Source organism: uncultured Modestobacter sp. (genome assembly GCF_947486615.1).
Lineage (GTDB): Bacteria > Actinomycetota > Actinomycetes > Mycobacteriales > Geodermatophilaceae > Modestobacter.
This window is the reverse complement of the sequence record NZ_CANKUD010000005.1, coordinates 89,863-109,059: the sequence shown is the minus strand read 5'-3', so window position 1 is coordinate 109,059 and position 19,197 is coordinate 89,863. Positions and strand designations below refer to the sequence as shown.

The window sequence follows — 19,197 nt, the reverse complement described above, 5'->3', positions numbered from 1 at the left end:
GTCAGACCTCGCTGGGGATGGTCTCCTGCCGAGGCGACGTGGTCTCCTCCGCAGGGTGGCTGGCGGGGGCGTCGACCTGGGCGCGGCCGAGGTGGCCGCTGGTCGTGGTGACGACGACGCCGAGCAGCGGGGCGGTGGAGCCGCTGACGTCCCGGACCGCGGCGAGCGCGCCCTCCAGGGAGGAGACGCCCTCCCCCACGACCACGACGGCCCGGTCGACGTGGCGGGCGAGGTCGTGGGCGCGGACGCCGGTGGTGAGCGCCGGGGCGTGCAGCAGCACCTGCCGGCCGGCGGCGCGCTGCTGCGCCACGGCGGCGGCGAGCACGTCGTCGTCGGGCTGGGCGGGGAGCTCGACCACGCTGAGCGCGGAGGTGACGACCCGCTCGGTGCCGTCGGCGCGCCGCTGACCGTCGGGGCGCTCGGCGTGGGCGGCCGAGGCGGTGGTGAGCAGGGCGACCGGCGCGCCGCTGGAGGCGATGGCCCAGGCCAGCTCCCAGACGACCTCGCTGGCCCCGGCGCGCTCGTCGGCACCGAAGACGGCGAGGCTGCCGGCGCCGCGGCCGACCTCGGTCACCTGGGGCACCAGGAGCCGGGCGGCGGAGAGCGCGCGGGCGTTGGGCGCCCGGGTGGGCACCTGGCGGCCCCGGCCACGGACCCGCCCGGCGGGCAGCCGCGGCAGCAGCACGGTGACCCCGGCGGCGACGAGCAGGCGGGCGTCGAACATCCGGCTGGTGGTCGCCCGCCAGACGGCGCCGGCGGCGAGCAGCAGGACGGCGCCGAGCACGGCGCCGACGAGGCCGGAGAGCAGCCACGAGGGTGCGCCGGCGGGCTCGTCGGCGGTGGTGCCGCGCAGCACCGGGACGATGCCGGGGACGCGGGTGGCGGCGGCCTGCAGCTCGCTCTGCTGGGAGAGCAGGCGCTGGACCTCCTGGCCGACCGGGGTGCCGGCCTCGTCGGTGCCGCCGAGCACGGCGAGCGCGTCGAGTCGCTGCTGGACCGCGGCCAGGGCGGCGGTGACCGATGCGCCCGCCGCCTCCTGGCGCGCGGTGACGTAGGCGTCGAGCAGCCCACTGACGGCGGCGGTGGCCTGGTCGGCGGTGGGTGCGGTGGCGCTGATCCGCAGCACGTCGGCGGAGCCGACCTGGCTGACGGTCAGGGATGCCTCGTCGTCCTCCCGTGCCTCGCGCAGGGACTCCAGCGCCTGCAGCTGGCCCTCGACGAAGGTGTCGGTGTCGACGTTCGTGGTGGACGTCGCGAGTGGGCTGTTCAGTGCCCGCGCGTCGGTGACCACCTCGAACGTCGCGGACGCGGTGGCCTCCTCGTCGCCGGCGGCGCCGACGAGCGCGCCGATCAGGCCGCCGAGCACGGCCCCGACGAGGGCGAGGGTGGCCAGCCAGACCAGTGGCGCGGCGGGGCCGGGCCAGGTGTCCGCCCGGGACACCTCCTGGGCGCCGTCGGGCTGGTGACCCTGCGTCACCGACCGTGTGCTGGTCGCCCCTGTGGTGCTGCTGGTCATCTACTGGCGTCCTCTCGTCTGACTGGCGGAGTCCGCCCGCTGACAGCGTTCGAATGATAGGGCGAGCCCGGTTGGCAGCAGAGGGCGAGAACACGTTCGGGTGACCGTCGTGACCCAGCTGTGCCCCTCGGACGTGACACATCTCCCGTCTGCGGCGACGCGCCGATCGATCTAGGTTGGGGCGCGTGACCGAGACTCCCGTGCGCCCTCAGCGGGTTCACGCGATCGACGTCGCGAGGGCTGTCGCCATCGTCGGCGTCGCCGCGAACCACTCCATCGACGGCATGCTGAACGCCGGCCTCATCCCGGCGGATCATCCTCTGGAGACGGTCAACTCCGCGCTGTACCTCTTCCGCATGCCGGCACTGGCGTTCCTCCTGGGGCTCTTCGTGCCGCGCGCCGTCACGAAGCGTGGCGGTCCGGGCTACGTGCGCGAGCGCGCCTCGCTGATGCTCTACCTCTACCTCCTCTGGTACGCGCTGCAGAGCGCGGCCGAGGCGGCCACCAACGGACTGAAGAACACGCCCCGTGACGCCGGCTCGATCTGGTCGGTGTGGATCACCTTCGCGCACCTGTGGTTCCTGCCGTTCCTCATCGTCACCTCCGTGGTGCTCGCCGTTTCCCGGCCGTGGGCGAGCCGTTCACGGGGCCTGGTGGTCGGTGTCGTACTTCTCGGCGTGAGCCTGGTCACCTGGGGCTGGAACCTGGACGTCTTCGGCCTCACCGGGCTGTCGCTGCTCGTCTTCGCCGCGGCCGGCTCGATGGTGGGGCTGCCGCGGCTGGGCGCACTGATGCAGCGCTCGGTGTGGGGGTGGACGGCGGTCGGCCTGCTCGGCCTGGCCGCCCTGCTGCTGATCGACCAGCTGGACGTCGTCCCGGGCACCCTGCCCGCCTCCGCCGACCTGGCGCAGAGTGCGCTGAGCCTGTGCGCGGCCGTGGCCGGCACGCTCGCGCTGCTGGCGGTCTCGGTGCTGCTCTCCCACGTGACACCGCTGCGCGGCCTGCTGGCCGCGATCGGCCGGCGGACGCTGCCGATCTACCTGGCCCACGTGATCGTGGTGGCCGGCGTGCGGGTCGTGCTGCTCGCCCTCGGCGTCGACGAGCCCTACGTGATCGTGGCGATCGCGGTACCGCTGGGCGTGGCCGTGCCGTTCCTGGCGGCGGTGTTCGCCGAGCCCCGCCCCTGGGCGAACTGGGTCTTCGACCTCCCCCGCCCGTGGAAGACCTGGTCGCAGGGCGGCACCCGGACTGGTACATCCCCGGCGCTCGACGACACCACGCCGACATCGCCCGACCGGGCGCACCCCAGGCACGCCTCAGCGCCGAGCACCCGCTTCCCCTGACGAGAAGAACGAACCGGCACACAGGGCAGCTTCCTGCCGGTGAGTTCCGCCGCTCCCAGAGCGATGACTCAGCCGGCGCGGCGGCCCAGCGCGCGGTACGTCCAGCCGGCGTTCGTCCAGCTGTCCCGGTCCAGCGCGTTGCGGCCGTCGAGCACGCGCTTCTGCTTGACGATCTTCCCGAACGCCACCGGGTCGAGCTCGCGGTACTGCTTCCACTCGGTGAGCAGCAGCACGGCGTCAGCGCCCTTGGCGGCCTCTTCCGGGGTGTCGACCACATCGAGCTGGGGCCAGCTGCGCTTGATGTTCTCCCCCGCCGCCGGGTCCGTGACGTGCACCGACGCACCCTGCAACTGCAGCTGAGCGGCGACGTTCAGCGCCGGGGAGTCGCGAATGTCGTCGCTGTCGGGCTTGAAGGCCGCCCCCAGCACCGCGACCCGCTTGCCGAGCAGTGAGCCGTCGCAGACCTCGCGGGCCAGCTCGACCATCCGGATCCGACGGCGCATGTTGATGTTGTCGACCTCGCGCAGGAAGGTCAGCGCCTGGTCGGCACCCAGCTCGCCGGCCCGGGCCATGAACGCGCGGATGTCCTTGGGCAGGCAGCCACCGCCGAAGCCGAGGCCGGCGTTGAGGAACTTGCGGCCGATCCGGTCGTCGTGACCGATCGCGTCGGCCAGCTGCTTCACGTCCGCCCCGGTGGCCTCGCACAGCTCGGCCATCGCGTTGATGAAGGAGATCTTGGTGGCGAGGAAGGAGTTCGCCGCCGTCTTCACCATCTCCGCGGTGGCGTAGTCGGTGACCACCTGAGGCGTGCCGGAGGCCACGATCGAGGCGTAGACCTCGTCCAGCATCGCGCGCGCCCGGTCCGCGTTCTCGTCCGCCGGCAGGCCGTAGACGAGGCGGTCGGGGTTCAGCGTGTCCTGCACGGCGAAGCCCTCGCGGAGGAACTCCGGGTTCCAGGCGAGCATCGCACCGGGCACCTTGCCCTCGACCAGCCCGGCCAGTCGCGCGGCGGTGCCGACCGGGACGGTGGACTTGCCGGCGACGAGGTCGCCGGGCTTCAAGACCTCGAGCAGCGACTCGACCGCAGACTCCACGTAGCGCATGTCCGCGCCGTACTCGCCCCGCTTCTGCGGGGTGCCCACGCAGACGAAGTGCAGGACGGCGTCGCGCGCGTCGGCCATGTCGGCGCTGAACCGCAGCCGCCCGGAGGCCAGGGAACGGCCGAGCAGCTCTTCGAAGCCGGGCTCATAGAAGGGCGCCTTGGCGTTCTGCAGCGCCTCGATCTTCGGCTGGTCGACGTCGATGCCGATCACGTCGTGGCCGAGCTCTGCCATGGAGGCGGCGTGCACCGCCCCCAGGTAGCCGCAGCCGATGACCGAGATCTTCATGAACGTCCCTTCCCCGTGCGCACGTGGGCGGACGCCCCGTGCAACGGAACCGTAGAAGACCGGTGCGGCCAAGCGCCAGCGCGGCACCCCGAGCCGTGGCCGGCGGCCCGGAGAGCGACCGAGGTCACCTCGTCAGAGACGTTCCGGCCTGCACCCTCCGCCCCTGACGGGTGAGGGCGGCCGCGGTGAGCAGCTCCGCCCAAGCCCGCCCAGCTACTGTCCGGCAGTCGAACACGCAGATCACGGGGGCAGACCGATGAGCGAGCGACAGCCCGACGGCGGCGCTCCGTCAGAGCGCAACCCGTCGCCGGACGACGACCGGAGGTTGCCGCCGGCCGGTGAGCCGGCACAGGACGGCGACGACCTGCCCCAGGCCGACGACGCGCCGAACCGCCGGCACTGGCTGCGCCGGACGCTGATCTCTCTCGGCGTTCTGGGCCTGGTGCTGGCGGTCGTGATCGGCGCCGGCGCCTGGTTCTTCACCAACCGGTACGGCGGCAACATCGACCGGGTCGGCGACGTCTTCCAGGCCCTCGACGAGGAGACCCGCCCGGCGGCCCCCTCCCCCACGGGCGAGGCGGCCCAGGCCACCGAGGACCCGATCACCTTCCTGCTCGTCGGCTCCGACACCCGCGCGGAGGTCGCCCCGGGCGAACTGCCCGACGCCCGGTCCGACGCGATCATGCTCGCCCGGTTCTCCGGCGATCGGGAGCACGCCCAGGTCGTCTCCATCCCGCGCGACTCGTGGGTGGACATCCCCGGCCACGGCAAGAACAAGATCAATGCGGCGTACGCGCTCGGCGGGCCGACCCTGCTCATCCAGACGATCGAGCAGCTGACCGGCGTCCGGATCGACCACTACGCGGCGATCGACTTCGACGGGCTGATCCAGGTGACCGACGACCTGGGCGGGGTCGACGTCGTGGTCTCCGAGACCACCAGCAACGGGCCGTACACGTTCACCGCCGGCCTCAACCACCTGGACGGCGACCAGGCCCGCTGGTACGTCGGCCAGCGCTACGACCTGCCCGGCGGCGACTTCGACCGGGTCAAGCGCCAGCAGAACTACTTGCGGGCGATGTTCGGCAAGCTCTTCAGCCAAGAGGTCTTCACCTCCCCCGGCAAGCTGGACTCCACCCTGCTGGCGGTCACCAGCGCGGTCGCGGTGGACGACGAGCTGGGCAACGGCGACCTGCTGTCGATGGCCTACTCACTGCGCGGGCTCACGCCGTCCGACGTCGAGTTCTTCACCGCCCCGGTGCTGGGCACCGGCATGGAGGGGCCGGCGAGCGTCGTCTACCTGGACCCGACGACGGGCGCGCGCATGTGGGGCTACCTGCAGACCGACTCCCTGGGCCAGAACGCCGACGAGTTCGCTGACGAGGCACTGCCCGAGGTGCCTCGCTGACCTGCACCATCGCAGTTCGGCGCACGATGCGTAGGGGTTCGCTCACCAACTGCCACGCCCGTCGGAGTCGTTGATCATTCAACACACACGGGCGTTTCCTGTGTGGTTCTCTGTGGCTGCCATGACGGGGAATGGTCGGGACGGCGCGCTCACCAGCGCCTTCTCTCCATCTCCCGCGCCGTCAGCCATCGGGGGATGTGCATGAGCTCGACCGACGTGGTCGTGGAGTCACCACGGTCCGGCCGCACCTCAGCCGCCCAAGGCTGGGCGCGCTTCGCCCCGGCGATCCGCGGCGAGGGGACGACGGCACGACGGGCGTGGCAGTCCCGCTACGTGGCACGCACCGTCGCCTTCGACGCGCTGTGCGCCGTGACCGCCGCGCTGATGGCCCACGGCCTCTGGTTCGGCTGGACCGGCAGCCCGCCCTTCTGGGAAGTGGTCCTGCTGCCGCTGATCTGGTTGCCCGCCATGCTGGTCTCGCGCACCTACGAGAAGCGCTTCCTGTGGGTCGGCGTCGAGGAGTACCGCCGGGTGTTCGACGCCGCGGTCGCCCTCCTGGCCGCCGTCGGGTTCGTCTCCTGGGCACTCGACATGCGTGTTGCCCGGGGCTTCGTCGTGCTCGCGCTGCCCGTCGCCACCGCGCTCACCCTGCTGGCGCGCCTGGCCCACCGGCACTGGCTGCACCGTCAGCGCCGGGGCGGCCGCTACCAGCAGACGACGCTGCTCGTAGGCCACAGCCGGGCGGTGGCCGACCTCGACGAGCAGCTGCAGCGGGCCACCGACCGCGGCTACCGGGTCATCGGCTGCTGCCTGCCCTCCGATCAGCACTCCACGGCGGTCGACGCGTTCCACGGCCTGCCGGTGCTGGGCGGGGTCGACGAGGTCGCCGAGGTGGTGACCCGCTTCGAGGTCGACACCGTCGCCGTGCTGCCCAGCCAGGAGCTCGACGGCCGCACGCTGCGCAACCTCGGCTGGCAGCTGGAGGACACTGACGCGGAGATGCTGGTGGCGCCGGCCATCACCGACGTCGTCGGGCCGCGTGTCCACATCCGCCCGGTGGCCGGGCTCCCGCTGCTACACATGGAGCGGCCCGAGCTGACCGGTCTCCGCCGTTTCACCAAGGCGACCTTCGACCGCACGTCCGCATTCCTCGGCCTGGCCTTCCTCTGCCCGGTCCTACTGGGCATTGCCATCGCCGTGCGCGCCAGCAGCGCCGGGCCGGTGTTCTTCCGGCAGGAGCGCATCGGCCACCACGGTGAGCCGTTCATGATGCTGAAGTTCCGCAGCATGGTGCCGGGCGCCCACGCGATGGTGGCCGACCTGACCGCGGACAGTGACGGCAACGGCGTGCTGTTCAAGAAGCGCGACGACCCCCGGGTCACCCGGGTGGGCAAGGTGCTCCGCCGCTACTCGCTCGACGAGCTGCCGCAGCTGATCAACGTGCTGCGCGGTGAGATGTCCCTGGTCGGCCCGCGTCCGCCACTGGCCACCGAGGTCGCCGCCTACGGGCTGGACATGCGCCGGCGTTTTCTGGTCAAGCCGGGCCTGACGGGCCTGTGGCAGGTCAGCGGCCGGTCGGACCTGTCCTGGGACGACTCGGTGCGCATCGACGTGCGCTATGTGGAGAACTGGTCGCTGGCCTTCGACTTCATGATCCTGGCCAAGACGGCCCGCGCCGTGCTGCGCGGCTCGGGCGCCTACTGACCGGTCAGCGCACCAGCGACAATGACGACGGCCCATCGACGTCGTCCGCCGGCTGCAGCGACACCAGTCTGCTCAGCAGCGGCAGCAGCGCCTGGACGATCTCCTCACCGATCTGCTGATGGACCTCGAGCGGCCGGCCGATCGGGTCGCCGATGTCGTCGCCGGCGTCTGTCGAGCGCTGTGAACGAGCCTCGGCCATCGCCCTGACCAGGGAGCGGCACCGCTCGGCAAGCGTCGTCCCGGGCAGCTCCCGGTCGCCGGACACGAGCCGCACCAGCTCGCCGGCCTCGCGGATGGTGAATGTGCGGGACAGTGCCCGGGGCGCACCTGCCAGAACGGTCCGGCGGTGCGCCCGGGTGAGGGTCAGCGTGAGGTCGGCGTCGATGGCCATGTCCTCGACCATCTGGCGGGCGGCGAAGCCAGCCGGCTCGCCACCGAAGCCGGCCAGCACCAGCGCACTGTCGGGATGGACCCCGGAGCCGACGACGGCCTGGGTGCCGGCGCTGCGCACCTGGATGGCTGCGGCCTGTTCACCCAGCGCCTCGTCGAGATAGGCCCGGGTGACGCGTTCGGCCAGCGGCGAGCGACAGATGTTCCCGGTGCACACGAAGAGCACCGAGAACGTCGCGTCGGGAGACCAGTGGCGGGCCATCCCGCCAGTCTCCCCGATCAGGGTCAGCGAACCGGCAGGCCCAGGTCAGTAGGCGCCGGCGCCGCGGAACACGGCGCCGAGCGTCTTCCAGAGGATCATGAAGTCGAAGGCGAGTGACCAGTTCTCCACGTACCGCACGTCGATGCGCACCGAGTCGTCCCAGGAGAGGTCGGAACGGCCGCTGACCTGCCACAGGCCCGTGATCCCGGGCTTGACCAGGAACCGGCGGTGCATGTCGAACCCGTACCGCTCGACCTCGGCGGGCAGCGGCGGCCGGGGCCCCACCAGGGACATGTCGCCGCGGACCACGTTGATCAGCTGAGGCAGCTCGTCGAAGGAGTACCGACGGAGCACCTTGCCGACCCGGGTGACGCGCGGGTCGCTGCGCATCTTGAACAGGACGCCGTTGCCGTCGCTCTGCGCGTCCAGTTGCTGCACCATCCGATCGGCGCCGGACACCATGCTGCGGAACTTCAGCATCCCGAAGGTCTGACCGTCGCGGCCGACCCGTTCCTGGCGGTAGAAGACGCCGCCCCGGCTGGTGAGCCCGACGGCCAGTGCAAGCGTGATGAGCAGCGGCGCCAGGACCAGCAGCCCCGCGGCGGCCGCGGTGCGATCGAAGGTCTCCTTGGTGATGCGCCGGACGCCGCGCAGCTCCGGCCGCTCGACGTGCAGCAGCGGCAGCCCGCACACCGGGCGGATGCGCACCCGCGGGCCGGCGATCTCGGTGACCGCCGGAGCGAGCAGCAGCTCGGCTTGGGTCTGCTCGAGATCCCAACCGAGCCGGCGGAGCGCTGGCCCTTCGAGTTCGGGGGACGGCAGGACGGCGACCGTGTCGACCTCATACCTGCGGACCACATCGACGACCTCATCGAGAGTGCCGAGCACCGGCAGCCCGTCGAACGCCACGGGCTGGGCACCGGCGATGGCAGGCGGCAGGCAGCAACCGATGACCCGATACCCGTGATACGCCTCGCGGTCGATCTGCTGGTGCAGCGCCACCACGCCATTTCGGTGCCCGACGATGATCGCGGTCTGGAGGAACTTGCCCTCGGCTCGGCGACGGTGCAGCCAGGACCGCTGCCCGTAGCGCTGCAGCAAGGTGAGCCCGGTGGCCAGCGGCAGGGCCACCACCACGAAGCCACGGGCCACCTGCAACTGGAACGCCCAGGAGACGGCCCCGACCGCCGCCAGCATGGCAACGGCGGCCGAGAGCACCCGGCGGAACTCCTCGGCGCCGATCCAGAGGAACCGCTCCTCGTAGGAGCGGGCAACGAGCATCCCGGCCACCCACAGCACGGGCAGCAGCGGCACGATCCAGAGGGAGGGGTGGTCGGCGGCGAGGGGCCCAGTCTCAGCACCAAAGCGGGCGAGGTACCCGACACCCGAGGCAACGAGGGCGGCCAGCACGTCGCCCAGCGCGATGCGACGAACGTAGTCGGACTGCCAGGCGCGGCGCGCCTCGGTCCCCTCGCCCCGAAGCCGCGATGCGTTGGAACGACGCCACACCGGCACCGCGCCGGCGAGACGGACTTGTCCCTCGCGCTCCTCTAGCAAGCTCACCCGCGCACCCCCGTGCGACCCGGTCGCAGACAGCGTGAAACCCGCGACGGTTGGAGTTAGTGGATTCCGGGACAGCCTTGTCTTCCGGCGCACTGAAGGTAGCGAAAGGGCAGTTCAGGCGGCAGAGCGGTCACGTCATCAGTCGAACACGAAGCGTCAATCAAGACCTGAGTCTAACTCCGCGCGACTGAGCCAGCATAGGGAGTAGCGACAGGCGCAGTCGTCACAAGGGGAAGCAGCTGAGACTACGAAGTGGTCTTGGTCACGCAACTAAGCGCAAGTCACAGATTGCGCGCTTCACCGCTGCGATCAGCGTCATATCCGTAGTCGTAGCCGTACCCATATGCCGAGGTGACTTCCGCTTTGGGTGGCACGATATTGAGGACCACGCCCAACGTCCGGGCACCGACCCGGTCGAGAGTCGCGCGGGCCTGTTGGAGCTGCTCGTTACGAGTACTCCCGTAGCGGACGGAAAGCACGACCCCATCGACCAGCACTGCGAGACCGCTCGCGTCGGCGACCGGCAACAACGGTGGCGCATCGATGAGCACGAAGTCGTTCTTGCCACGCAGCTCATCGAGGACTCTCAACATGTGAGTCGAGGCCAGCAGCTCGCTCGGGTTGGGCGGCGTGGGCCCGGCCGCGATGACCTTGAGATTCCCGTCTCCGTGGGGCTGCAGCACGTCCTCGACCTCGGCGGTCTCGGCCAGGACGTTGGTCAGTCCAGAACCGCCGACCATCCCGAGGTATCGGGTCACTCTCGGTCGGCGAAGATCGCCTTCCACGAGAGTCACTGATCGCCCGGCCTCCGCCAGGGCCAGCGCCAGGTTCACAGCGACCGTGGTCTTCCCCTCCGACGGCACAGCGCTGGAGATCATGATGACCTTCGGCGGCTCATCGACGTTGAGGAACTGCAGGTTCGTTCGCAACTGGCGGTAAGCCTCTGCGGTGCGCGACTGGCTCTTCCTGTCGATGACGTGCTGCGTCAGCAGAGCATCATCGCGCAGCACGACTCCGATCACCGGCGCGCCGGCGAGGTCTGCTGCTCGCTCAGGGTCTCGCACCGAACGGTCAGCAGCTGAACGCCCGATGACTGCGGCCACACCCGCCAACAGGCCCACGACCAGGCCGAGCGCGACGTTTCGGACGGGCTTCGGAGAGCTGGGCACCGTCGGGGCATCCGGGGAGTCCGTGACTCGAACACTGACCGGTGAGGAGCCCCCTTCGTCGGGAGTCTCAAGCTCTGTGACGAAGTCGGCGAACTCATCGCCCAGGACGGCAGCGATTCGCTGGGCCCGCTCAGGCGACTCGTTGACCACGTCGACGTCGATCAGCACCGTGTTGGTGACGGCAGTGGCGGACACCTCGTCTGCCAGCGCCTCCGGGCTGATGTCCAGGCCGAGCCGGTCAACCACCCGGGAAGCGAGTTCTTCGCCAGTCAGGAGCAGCGCGTAAGAGTCCACTCGCTGCTGCGTGAACTGACTCCCCTGGAACGCCTCGGCCGTCGACCTGGGGTCGGCGGCCGAGACGAACAACTGCGTGCGCGACGTGTACTTCGGGGTGCTCAGCAGGGACGCCGACAAGCCCAGCAGTCCACCCACCAGCATCAGGGCGACGACGAGAAGCCAACCCCGCCGGAGGGCCGCCAGTGCTTCGCGCAGATCCACGAGTCCCCCATCAATCACCGCACCCACCCGGCCGGGGAGCTGCAGCCGGGACCTTAGGTCACAGCAGCTCAAGCTGCCCAGCTTCATCACTCCACCGAGCGTGGGCGGCGCATCAGCAGGTTTCCGACAGTGCACTGAAACGCGTATCAACATCCAGGCAGCCGACCGCTTGCGCAGGGATTCAGCAGGAGGACAGACCGTTGTGTCATCTGCCACAGGCAGACGCAGCAGTGGATGGCCCTGCTACACATGCTCGGGCGTCAGACCGCGGCACTCAGGCCGTGGGATGAAGCATGCGAGACAGGCAAGCGATGCCGCTGGGGCACCTGAGTGCGAGCACAGACGGGATGACAGATGACGGAGCCACCACGTCGACGCTTGCGCATCGCAGTGATGATGCACACGTTGCGGCCGTCCGGGGCCGAGCTCGCCATGTTGCGGCTCCTGCCCGGTCTGGCTGAGCACGACATTACCGTCATCGCCGGGGAAGGCGGGCCCCTGGAAGCCAGGCTACGGGAACTGCCGGTTCGACTCGTCCGAGTCGCGCTTCCTGCTCAGCTGCGCGGCCTCGGGCGCCAGACGGGATGGCGCGCCATCCCGGCAGCGGCCGTCGCTTCCGTTGGGTACACCTCTCGACTCATCGGGGTTCTCCGTCAGGGGGACTTCGATCTGATCCATGCCAATTCCACGAAGGCCGCCGTCTTCGGCACATTGCCGGGTCTCACCACCAGAACACCCGTCATCTGGCACCTCCGAGATCAATTGACTCGCGAGTACATGGGCCGCTCCGCAGGCCTCATCCGCATCCTGGCCGGATGCTTCGCTGCCGGAGTGCTGGCCAACTCAGCCTCGACGCTCAGCACCCTGCCCCGATCCCGAGGACCTCGCGTCGTTGCTGCGAGCCCACTGGGCCCCGAGGTGGACTTCGATTTCGCGCCTCAGTCACCCGAACCGCTCGTCCTCGTCATGATCGGTCGCATCTCCCCTTGGAAGGGCCAAGACGTCTTCATCTCTGCCCTGGCCGCCTTGCCGGAAGACGCCTGGAAGACCGCTTACATCATCGGGTCGCCACTCTTCGGAGAAGATGACTACCTCGCCTCGCTGACACGCCTGATCGCCGACCTCGGCCTCGCCGACAAGGTCGTGCTCGTCGGCCAGGTCGACGACACGACTCCATGGCTGCACAGAGCGCACCTGATGGTGCACGCCTCGGTTCTCCCCGAACCCTTCGGCCAGGTGATCGTGGAGGCCATGGCGGCCGGGACGCCTGTCATCGCCACCAATGCGGGGGGCCCTGCCGAGATCATCACTGCCGGAGTCGATGGCCTCTTGGTCGAACCGGGAAACGTCAATGCACTGACAACTGCGATATCTCAGTTACACGGCTCCCCCGATGACCGTGAGAGCATGATCAGGGCTGCCAGAGAGACGGCCGCACAATATCGACTGGCCGCGATTGCACCGCGAGTTCTGGATACCTATGCCGTAACGGCGCGTTCACGCGAAGGCCAACGGCCACTGTGAGCGCCCAGCGGGCTGAGCACCCGCCCGGAGGAGTGGGCTCCCGCCAGCAGGGCCGATTTCGCGGCCATCCCCTGACCCGCGGCCTCGCCCGCCTGGCGAGCTTCGCGATGGTCCCGACACTGTCGCTGCTGGCGCCGCTTGCGGTACTGCCCACGGTCGCCACCCAGTACGGCCCGAACGGCTGGCAGGCACTGGCCATCGCCAGCTCGGTCGGAGCAGTTGCCTCCGTGGTCGTCGGCCTCGATTGGCCGGTCGTCGGACCGCACATGGTGGCCATCTCCGCCAGGGAACAGCGGCCGGACGTCTTTCGTCTCAGCGTGCGCACACGCGTCGTGGCCTACCTGATGACAGCTCCGCTCGCTGTCCTCGTCGCTACCCTCATCGCCGGGGAACAGGGCTGGGTCGTCGCTCTGGTGGCCCTCAGCACGACGGCCAACGGGTTCACCGCGAGCTGGATGTGCGCCGGGATCGGACGGCCCAGCCTCCTCATCCGCAACGAGGCGCTTCCCCGGATCGTGTTCAACCTCGCGACCATCCCGATCATGCTGGCGGGCGCACCCCTCGTGGCGTACGGAATTGCCATGGTCGCCAACACTGTTCTCAGCGTCGCGCTGAATCATGCCAGCTTCTCGGGTCGGCGAGCGGTACGCAGTGGCAACGACGGCCGCCGCGCTTCCGGCGAGCTCTTGACGCAGTTCCGGAGCCACAGCACCGGACTGCCGTCCCGACTCTTGAGCACGTCCTATCTGTACGGGTCGACGGCTCTCGTGAGCACTTTGCACCCCACCGCAGCAACGTCCTTCGCGGCCATCGATCGGCTGCAGAAATCCGGTGTCAACGCACTACAGCTGCTCCCTGCCACCGGGGCGAGCTATGTGTCGCAGGCGGGTTCCTCTCACGCCTCACTGATCGGCCGCGTCATCAACGTCAGACGGTGGGCGCTGGCGCTGGCGCTGCTCACGACTGGTGCCTCAGGTTGGCTGCTCCCGCCACTCGTCCACATCGTGTATGCGGGCCAGGTTTCCCTTCAGCCCACAGTGCAGTGGGCCGTCGCAGTGGGGTTGGGATTCGCATGCTTGGAGCGATGCACAGGACAGCTGTGCCTCGTACCGCTGGGCCGGCAGGCCGCCCTCTACCGAGCGACTGCCGCCGCAGCAGCCCTGGGCTTGACGGCACTCGTAGTCCTGCCCGTGTTCATGGGTCTGCTCGGGGCCGTGCTGGCCTTTGCGGCGGCCGAGGGCCTGCTTGCGGCGATCCAGGCAGCCGTTCTCCACAGTTCCATCAAGCAATCCCGTGCCGGGCGTGCGGTCGCAACGGGCGGGGCTGCTTCCGCCGACCTCACCGAGGCATCTCACTCATCAAGGGACGGATCATGAACATGCCGACCAGCCCCACGGTCATCCACGTTCTCCCACACCTGCGACGAGTCGGAAATGGGATCGTCAACGTGACCGTCGACCTGGCCCTTGCGCAGAGCAAGGAGGGGATGACGGTCCATGTCGTCGCTCCGGCAGGTGAGCTCGGCAACGCCCTTCGCGACGGCGGCGTCACAACACACGATCTACCGGCACCTGGCCGTGGGGTCGGCCGGACGATGAAGATCATCGGCGCCCTGCGAGGCATCCTCTCCACTGTCGATGCGGACATCGTGCACGCACATACGACCACCCTGACGTTGTTGACCCGTGCCGCATTGTCGATCAGCCGATCACCCCGGCCGCCCCTGGTTGCCACAGCGCACAACCAGTTCGACGCACGAACGCGCCTCCTGCGCACGGCCTCAGCCGTCATCGCCGTCAGTGAGTCGAACGGCGAGACGCTCCGACGGTGGTTCGGTTCGCGACGGGTCACTGTGATCCGCAACGGGATCTCCCCGACGACATCGGCGTCGACTGTCGAGCTCCGGCGGCCAGCGGTTCTGTTCGTCGGAGGTCTCAACGACCGCAAAGGAGTCGCCGACCTCCTGGACGCGTGGAGCTCCGTGATCCGGTCCATCGGGCCTACGGCCACGCTCTACATCGTGGGCGATGGGCCGGACCGACAGAAGTACGAGCACCTGGCCGATGCACTCGACCTGGGACAGACAGTTCGATTCGTCGGCTTCTCCCCGAGTCCTCAGTCATACATGCGATCTGCAGACCTCTTCGTTCTACCGAGCCATCGCGAGCCGTTCGGGCTGGTGCTGGCCGAGGCTCGGATCGCGGGCCTTCCGATCATCTCCACGAATGTGGACGGGATCCCCGAGGTGCTCGAACACGGGAGGGCCGGGATCATGCTCCCGGTAGCTGACGTGCCCGCACTGACGCAGGCGCTGCACTGGTTGATCACGGACCCGGAGTCGCGTGCCCGCTTGGCGCATTCCGCCGCTGACAACACTGGCTGGCTTGGCGTTGAGCGGATGACGTCCGAGACTCATGAGCTGTACGAACGACTGCTCGTTCGCAAGTGACTCATGGGGTCGAGGCCCTCACTGCACTGCATTCACGCTCACGAAAGAGGAACGAGTCTTGTCTCCACGCGTCCAGGTAGCGCACGACTATGCAAATCAGGCCGGTGGCGCAGAGCGCGTGGCGGCCTCTATGGCGAGGCACTACGGCCACCGACTCTGGGTCTCCGTCTACGAGCCGACGCGCACGTCCGACCTGTTCGATGGGCTGCGCGTGGACACATCGTGGGTCAACCGGTTCCGCCCGCTGCGACACAGCCGGGCGCTTCTCTCCCCTTTCCTCCCACTGGTCGTCTCCCTCAGTCGCATCTCGGGGACAGGCGTGCTGGTGGCCTCGAGCTCTGGGTGGGCTCACGGGCTGCGCTGGCCGGGCATCAAGATCGTTTATTGCCACAACCCTGGGCGCTGGCTCTACCAGATCGACGACTACTTCAGCAGCTGGCCGCGCTCTGCACGAACAGCACTGCACACCTTGATGTCACCACTCCGCCGCCTGGACCGACGATGGGCACGGACAGCCGATCACTACGTGGCGAACTCGACATCCGTGGCTCAGCGGATCCGCGACGCGTACGGCATCGAAGCGACAGTCATCCATCCACCCGTTCTGGTCGCGAAGGCAGCACCTGCGACAGAGAGGGTGGATGGCATGTTCCTCACCGTGGCACGCAGTCGCGGCTATAAGGGCACGGGCACCATCGTCGAGGCGTTCGCCGGTGCTCCTGATCTGAGCTTGGTGATCGTCGGCAGCTACGACGGCGACACCCCGGCCAACGTGAAGAAGGCGGGCCGTGTGTCGGACGAGAGACTGAGCGAGCTGTACAGGTCTGCTTCCGGACTGATAGCGATCGGCCGCGAGGACTTCGGGCTCACACCCATCGAGGCCCACGCCCACGGGTGTCCCGTCTTGGCCCTGAGAGCTGGGGGCTATTTGGACACCGTCATCGATGGGGTCAACGGGCAGCTGATCGGCGAGGCCACACCAGAGCTCCTGGTGGCCGCCATACGTGGATGGCAGACGACGAGGTGGGACCAGGACGAGATCGAGCAGACTGCGGAGCGGTTCTCTGAAGAGACCTTCCTACGGAAGATGGACGACTTGATCGAGTCAGTGGCCGCCGATCACCGCCGGTGAGCACCCATCGCAGTCGGCTGCTCGTTGGTTGATGTGTCAACGTCAGACTGTTGCGCGGAGCGACCGATGAGCAGGTGCGCTCCGAGCAGGACGAGCGCGCTGGTGGTCAGCCAGATCGGCGCCAACGACCCCAGCGGACCCCGGATCATCCCGAGTTGAGCGAGCGCGAGGTACGGCACCAGCTGCAGGAAGCGTCCACCGCGCTGGGTCATCCAGCGGCTGTCCGCCCGCGCCCACAGGACTCCGATCACGGCCATGACCAGAAGGAGCCCGATGATCGAGTACTCGACGTACAACTCCGCATGTAACGGCAACGACAAGTTCACGAAGCTGTAGTTCCTGTTCGATGCGACGTCGATCGACGCGGGCGTCGCCTTACCTGCCCAGAGTGATCGCGGCACGAAATACAACAGCGCTGACAGTGTGTAGCGGCCCGCCGAGTGCCCCTGATCATCCACGTATATCAACGAGTTGACCACCTGTTGGAACCCATCGAAGTCGTTGCCGGCGAACACCCCGGCGTTCCAAGCCGTGAAGGAGCCTGGCTCCCCCGAGCGAAAAGCCTCAGCCAGCGGGTAGACGAGTAGGGTGGCAGACAGGACGAGAAGCGCGAACACACGTCCCGCTCTCGGGGTCACCGGCCGAACTGCCGCGAGAAGTACGCCACCGAGTGCAGCTGCCGACACGAATCTGGAGTTGCTGAACGGATTCGCAAAGACGACCAGCGCGGCGATCGAGAAGAGCAGCGCGCACCCGTCACTGAGCCGGATGTCTCCCCACCCTCGCCGCTCGCCCTTGGTCGTCCGTAGACGTAATAGGATCGTGTGCGCTGCGGCAACGGCCAAGGCGGTGGGCAGGATGGAAGCCAGGGCGACAGACAGTCCGCCGCTCTCCACCACCGACACCCCAGCCGCGGCGAGTGACTCAGCACGGTCGCTCCGAGAGGAGAACAGCGCGGCCAGACCGCCGCTCTTCACGACTGCATAGGGCGTCAGAGTCGCGAGCACGGCCAAGTACACCCACGTGACGTTCCACCGATGCTGGCCTACGTGGCGTGTGATGCCCGGGTCGACACTCTTGGTACCAGCAACGGGCAACCCTCCGCTCTTACGGCGCCCGGCTGCCGACTGCGCCGCGTAAGCCAGAGAAAAGGCTGCCGTCGATGCGAGCGTGAGCAGGGCGGCATCCTGCACCAGTTGTCGTTGCTGCAGGAGAGACGCATCACTCCAGGCCAATGCGTCATGCGACACCTGGTAGATGGGCGCCACCCCTAGCCACGCGAAGTGGAAGCAGAAGAAGACAAGAGCCATCGGGCGGAGGCGCCCACTACAAGCGAAGCCGACCCCAGCTGCCGTCAGAAGAGCATGCCCCATGAGGACGACGGCCGTGAGTGGATCATCAACCTGGAGCACCCAGGGCAGTAGAGCGACGCAAGCTACGCCGGGGAAGAGCAGTATCGGGAAGAGCCCGCCCGTTCCTCGACTGGCCCCGACCACGACACGTGGGTGGTGGAGGGAGTCGCCGCGCCGAGCGCTGGTCACGCGACCGTCCGATTGAGCCCCACGCCCACGATGACCGCCTCTCAATTCTCGTCCCGCGGCGGGATCCTGTCCGCCGGAAGACTAGCCGCGACAGTGTTCGGGGATCCGCCATGGGACCGCACATCCGGTCACCCAGGGCCGAGCCGCTCGGGTCGACGCACTAGAGCCGGCGCGCAGTTGCACTGAGCTTTCGCCAACCACTGGGGGCCTCCACGATCGATGTGGGGCCTGGGACGAGGAGCCGTCGGCGTGTCAGCGGTGACACGCCGTGGCGGTATGGGCGCGGCGTGCCATGCGAATTACCTTGCTGTAAGTCGATCGGGTGGTCGGCTGTGCGAGGGGGACGCAGTGCAGGACGCAGGATCGGGCCCGGAGACCACGGGCCGCCACCGCCGGGTCGAGATGCCGCTCACCGACACCGGGCGGCACCGGGCCGTCAGCGCCCAGTCCGCGGCCGAGCAGGACGAGGCCCCCCGCCGGCGGCACGCCGCCGACGTCGCCCCGAAGGCACACCCGGACGCCGTGCGGCGGTCTCGCCGCCGGGCCCCGCAGCGGGTCCTGGCCGGCGCGGCCCTGGTCGCCGTGGCGCTGGCGCCGGTGCTGGCCCGATCCAACAGCGCCCTGGGCCTGCACGACGCCATCGCCGCCGAGGTGGCCGCTCACCCCGACCATGCCGGCGACACCCTCGAGGCGATCAGCCGCGCCGGCCTGATCGGCACCGCGACCTCCGCGCCCGCCCGGGAGCGGAGCTCGGCCACCACCGCCCCCGCAGGCACGGACGCGCCCGCAGTCGGCACACCGTCCGACCGCGGCACCGCAGCCGCCACCGCAGCGGGCAGCGCCGACCCGGCGTCGTCCAGCAGTGCCGACCCGGCGCCGTCCAGCAGTGTCGGTGAGCCGGGCGCCAGCGCGGCGACGTCCGACGTCACCGGGTCCGGGCCCGCACCCGCCCCTGCCGATCCCACCACCGGGACGACGACACCTACCACGGCGGAGCGGACCGAGCAGGAGCAGACGGCGACAGTTCCATCACCTGACGGAACATCCGACGTCCCGGTGCTGTCCCAGGATGTCGCTCCCCTGCCGGCACCCACCGATGCGGCGCCGATCGAGACCAGTACGCCGTCCGCGCCCGAGCCGACGCCGTCCGAGCCTCAGGTGACCGAGACCCCCACCCCGACGCCCACCGAGGCGCCGGCGGAGACCTCCGGTGCCATCGACGAGATCATCGACCTGGTCGGCGACCTCATCGGCGGCTGACCACGACGGGCCCGAGGCTGGGCGCGTCGAGCAGCCCAGCCCCGGGGGTC

14 protein-coding genes are annotated in these 19,197 nt (G+C 69.3%); 8 read left to right on the top strand and 6 right to left on the bottom strand.

What is annotated here, in order from left to right; all coding sequences use genetic code 11:
- Position 1 precedes the first annotated feature (1 nt).
- Positions 2-1,516 (bottom strand): hypothetical protein, encoded by a 1,515-nt coding sequence (locus Q1A09_RS11530; protein WP_299954914.1) that lies wholly within the window; start codon positions 1,514-1,516, stop codon positions 2-4.
- 185 nt (positions 1,517-1,701) lie between these two features.
- Between Q1A09_RS11530 and Q1A09_RS11525 the strand changes: the two genes are divergently transcribed.
- Positions 1,702-2,859 carry an acyltransferase gene (locus Q1A09_RS11525; RefSeq protein ID WP_299954911.1) on the top strand — a complete coding sequence of 386 codons (1,158 nt, stop codon included), beginning with the start codon at positions 1,702-1,704 and terminating at the stop codon, positions 2,857-2,859.
- A gap of 68 nt (positions 2,860-2,927) precedes the next feature.
- Here the strand turns inward: Q1A09_RS11525 and Q1A09_RS11520 are convergent, their stop codons facing one another.
- The gene (locus Q1A09_RS11520; RefSeq protein WP_299954908.1) at positions 2,928-4,247 is read right to left on the bottom strand and encodes a UDP-glucose/GDP-mannose dehydrogenase family protein; all 1,320 of its coding nucleotides are present in this window, start codon (positions 4,245-4,247) and stop codon (positions 2,928-2,930) included.
- A gap of 256 nt (positions 4,248-4,503) precedes the next feature.
- On the opposite strand from Q1A09_RS11520, the gene Q1A09_RS11515 reads away from it, so the two are divergent.
- Positions 4,504-5,655 carry an LCP family protein gene (locus Q1A09_RS11515; RefSeq protein WP_299954905.1) on the top strand — a complete coding sequence of 384 codons (1,152 nt, stop codon included), beginning with the start codon at positions 4,504-4,506 and terminating at the stop codon, positions 5,653-5,655.
- 201 nt (positions 5,656-5,856) lie between these two features.
- Positions 5,857-7,359 carry a sugar transferase gene (locus tag Q1A09_RS11510; protein WP_299954902.1) on the top strand — a complete coding sequence of 501 codons (1,503 nt, stop codon included), beginning with the start codon at positions 5,857-5,859 and terminating at the stop codon, positions 7,357-7,359.
- A gap of 4 nt (positions 7,360-7,363) precedes the next feature.
- On the opposite strand, the gene Q1A09_RS11505 is transcribed toward Q1A09_RS11510, so the two are convergent.
- From Q1A09_RS11505 to Q1A09_RS11495, 3 genes are all read right to left on the bottom strand, one after another.
- Positions 7,364-8,011: a hypothetical protein gene (locus Q1A09_RS11505; RefSeq protein WP_299954900.1), complete on the bottom strand. Its 648-nt coding sequence runs from the start codon at positions 8,009-8,011 to the stop codon at positions 7,364-7,366.
- 45 nt (positions 8,012-8,056) lie between these two features.
- Positions 8,057-9,520, bottom strand: a complete 1,464-nt coding sequence (locus Q1A09_RS11500) for a sugar transferase (protein ID WP_299955337.1) — start codon at positions 9,518-9,520, stop codon at positions 8,057-8,059.
- A gap of 335 nt (positions 9,521-9,855) precedes the next feature.
- Entirely contained in the window at positions 9,856-11,328 is a 1,473-nt protein-coding gene (locus Q1A09_RS11495; RefSeq protein ID WP_299955335.1) for a polysaccharide biosynthesis tyrosine autokinase, read from the bottom strand.
- Positions 11,329-11,619: 291 nt separating this feature from the next.
- Between Q1A09_RS11495 and Q1A09_RS11490 the strand changes: the two genes are divergently transcribed.
- The 4 genes from Q1A09_RS11490 to Q1A09_RS11475 all read left to right on the top strand — a co-directional run bounded on the left by Q1A09_RS11490 (position 11,620) and on the right by Q1A09_RS11475 (position 16,346).
- Positions 11,620-12,765 (top strand): glycosyltransferase, encoded by a 1,146-nt coding sequence (locus Q1A09_RS11490; protein ID WP_299954897.1) that lies wholly within the window; start codon positions 11,620-11,622, stop codon positions 12,763-12,765.
- A 107-nt stretch (positions 12,766-12,872) separates the two neighbouring features.
- Complete coding sequence (locus Q1A09_RS11485) at positions 12,873-14,141, top strand: hypothetical protein (RefSeq protein WP_299954895.1); 1,269 nt, start codon at positions 12,873-12,875, stop codon at positions 14,139-14,141.
- On the top strand, positions 14,138-15,214 hold the full coding sequence (locus Q1A09_RS11480; RefSeq protein ID WP_366139775.1) for a glycosyltransferase family 4 protein: 1,077 nt from the start codon (positions 14,138-14,140) through the stop codon (positions 15,212-15,214). Before Q1A09_RS11485 ends, Q1A09_RS11480 begins: the two co-directional genes overlap by 4 nt.
- Positions 15,180-16,346, top strand: coding sequence for a glycosyltransferase (locus Q1A09_RS11475; protein ID WP_299954892.1), 1,167 nt, complete (start codon positions 15,180-15,182; stop codon positions 16,344-16,346). Before Q1A09_RS11480 ends, Q1A09_RS11475 begins: the two co-directional genes overlap by 35 nt.
- Here the strand turns inward: Q1A09_RS11475 and Q1A09_RS11470 are convergent.
- On the bottom strand, positions 16,334-17,656 hold the full coding sequence (locus Q1A09_RS11470) for a hypothetical protein (protein ID WP_299954890.1): 1,323 nt from the start codon (positions 17,654-17,656) through the stop codon (positions 16,334-16,336). The two genes, Q1A09_RS11475 and Q1A09_RS11470, sit on opposite strands and share 13 nt — an antisense overlap.
- 579 nt (positions 17,657-18,235) lie before the next feature.
- On the opposite strand from Q1A09_RS11470, the gene Q1A09_RS11465 reads away from it, so the two are divergent.
- Positions 18,236-19,147 (top strand): hypothetical protein, encoded by a 912-nt coding sequence (locus Q1A09_RS11465; protein WP_299954887.1) that lies wholly within the window; start codon positions 18,236-18,238, stop codon positions 19,145-19,147.
- The last annotated feature ends 50 nt before the right edge of the window (positions 19,148-19,197 follow it).

Bases quoted from the DNA above. Each gene is read 5' to 3' on its own strand.
- Q1A09_RS11510 (WP_299954902.1), top strand. From the start codon at position 5,857: ATGAGCTCGACCGACGTGGTCGTGGAGTCACCACGGTCCGGCCGCACC.
- Q1A09_RS11485 (WP_299954895.1), top strand. From the start codon at position 12,873: ATGGTCCCGACACTGTCGCTGCTGGCGCCGCTTGCGGTACTGCCCACG.
- Q1A09_RS11470 (WP_299954890.1), bottom strand. From the start codon at position 17,656: ATGGCTCTTGTCTTCTTCTGCTTCCACTTCGCGTGGCTAGGGGTGGCG.
- Q1A09_RS11530 (WP_299954914.1), bottom strand. From the start codon at position 1,516: ATGACCAGCAGCACCACAGGGGCGACCAGCACACGGTCGGTGACGCAG.
- Q1A09_RS11495 (WP_299955335.1), bottom strand. From the start codon at position 11,328: ATGAAGCTGGGCAGCTTGAGCTGCTGTGACCTAAGGTCCCGGCTGCAG.
- Q1A09_RS11475 (WP_299954892.1), top strand. From the start codon at position 15,180: ATGAGCTGTACGAACGACTGCTCGTTCGCAAGTGACTCATGGGGTCGA.
- Q1A09_RS11505 (WP_299954900.1), bottom strand. From the start codon at position 8,011: ATGGCCCGCCACTGGTCTCCCGACGCGACGTTCTCGGTGCTCTTCGTG.
- Q1A09_RS11520 (WP_299954908.1), bottom strand. From the start codon at position 4,247: ATGAAGATCTCGGTCATCGGCTGCGGCTACCTGGGGGCGGTGCACGCC.
- Q1A09_RS11480 (WP_366139775.1), top strand. From the start codon at position 14,138: ATGAACATGCCGACCAGCCCCACGGTCATCCACGTTCTCCCACACCTG.
- Q1A09_RS11515 (WP_299954905.1), top strand. From the start codon at position 4,504: ATGAGCGAGCGACAGCCCGACGGCGGCGCTCCGTCAGAGCGCAACCCG.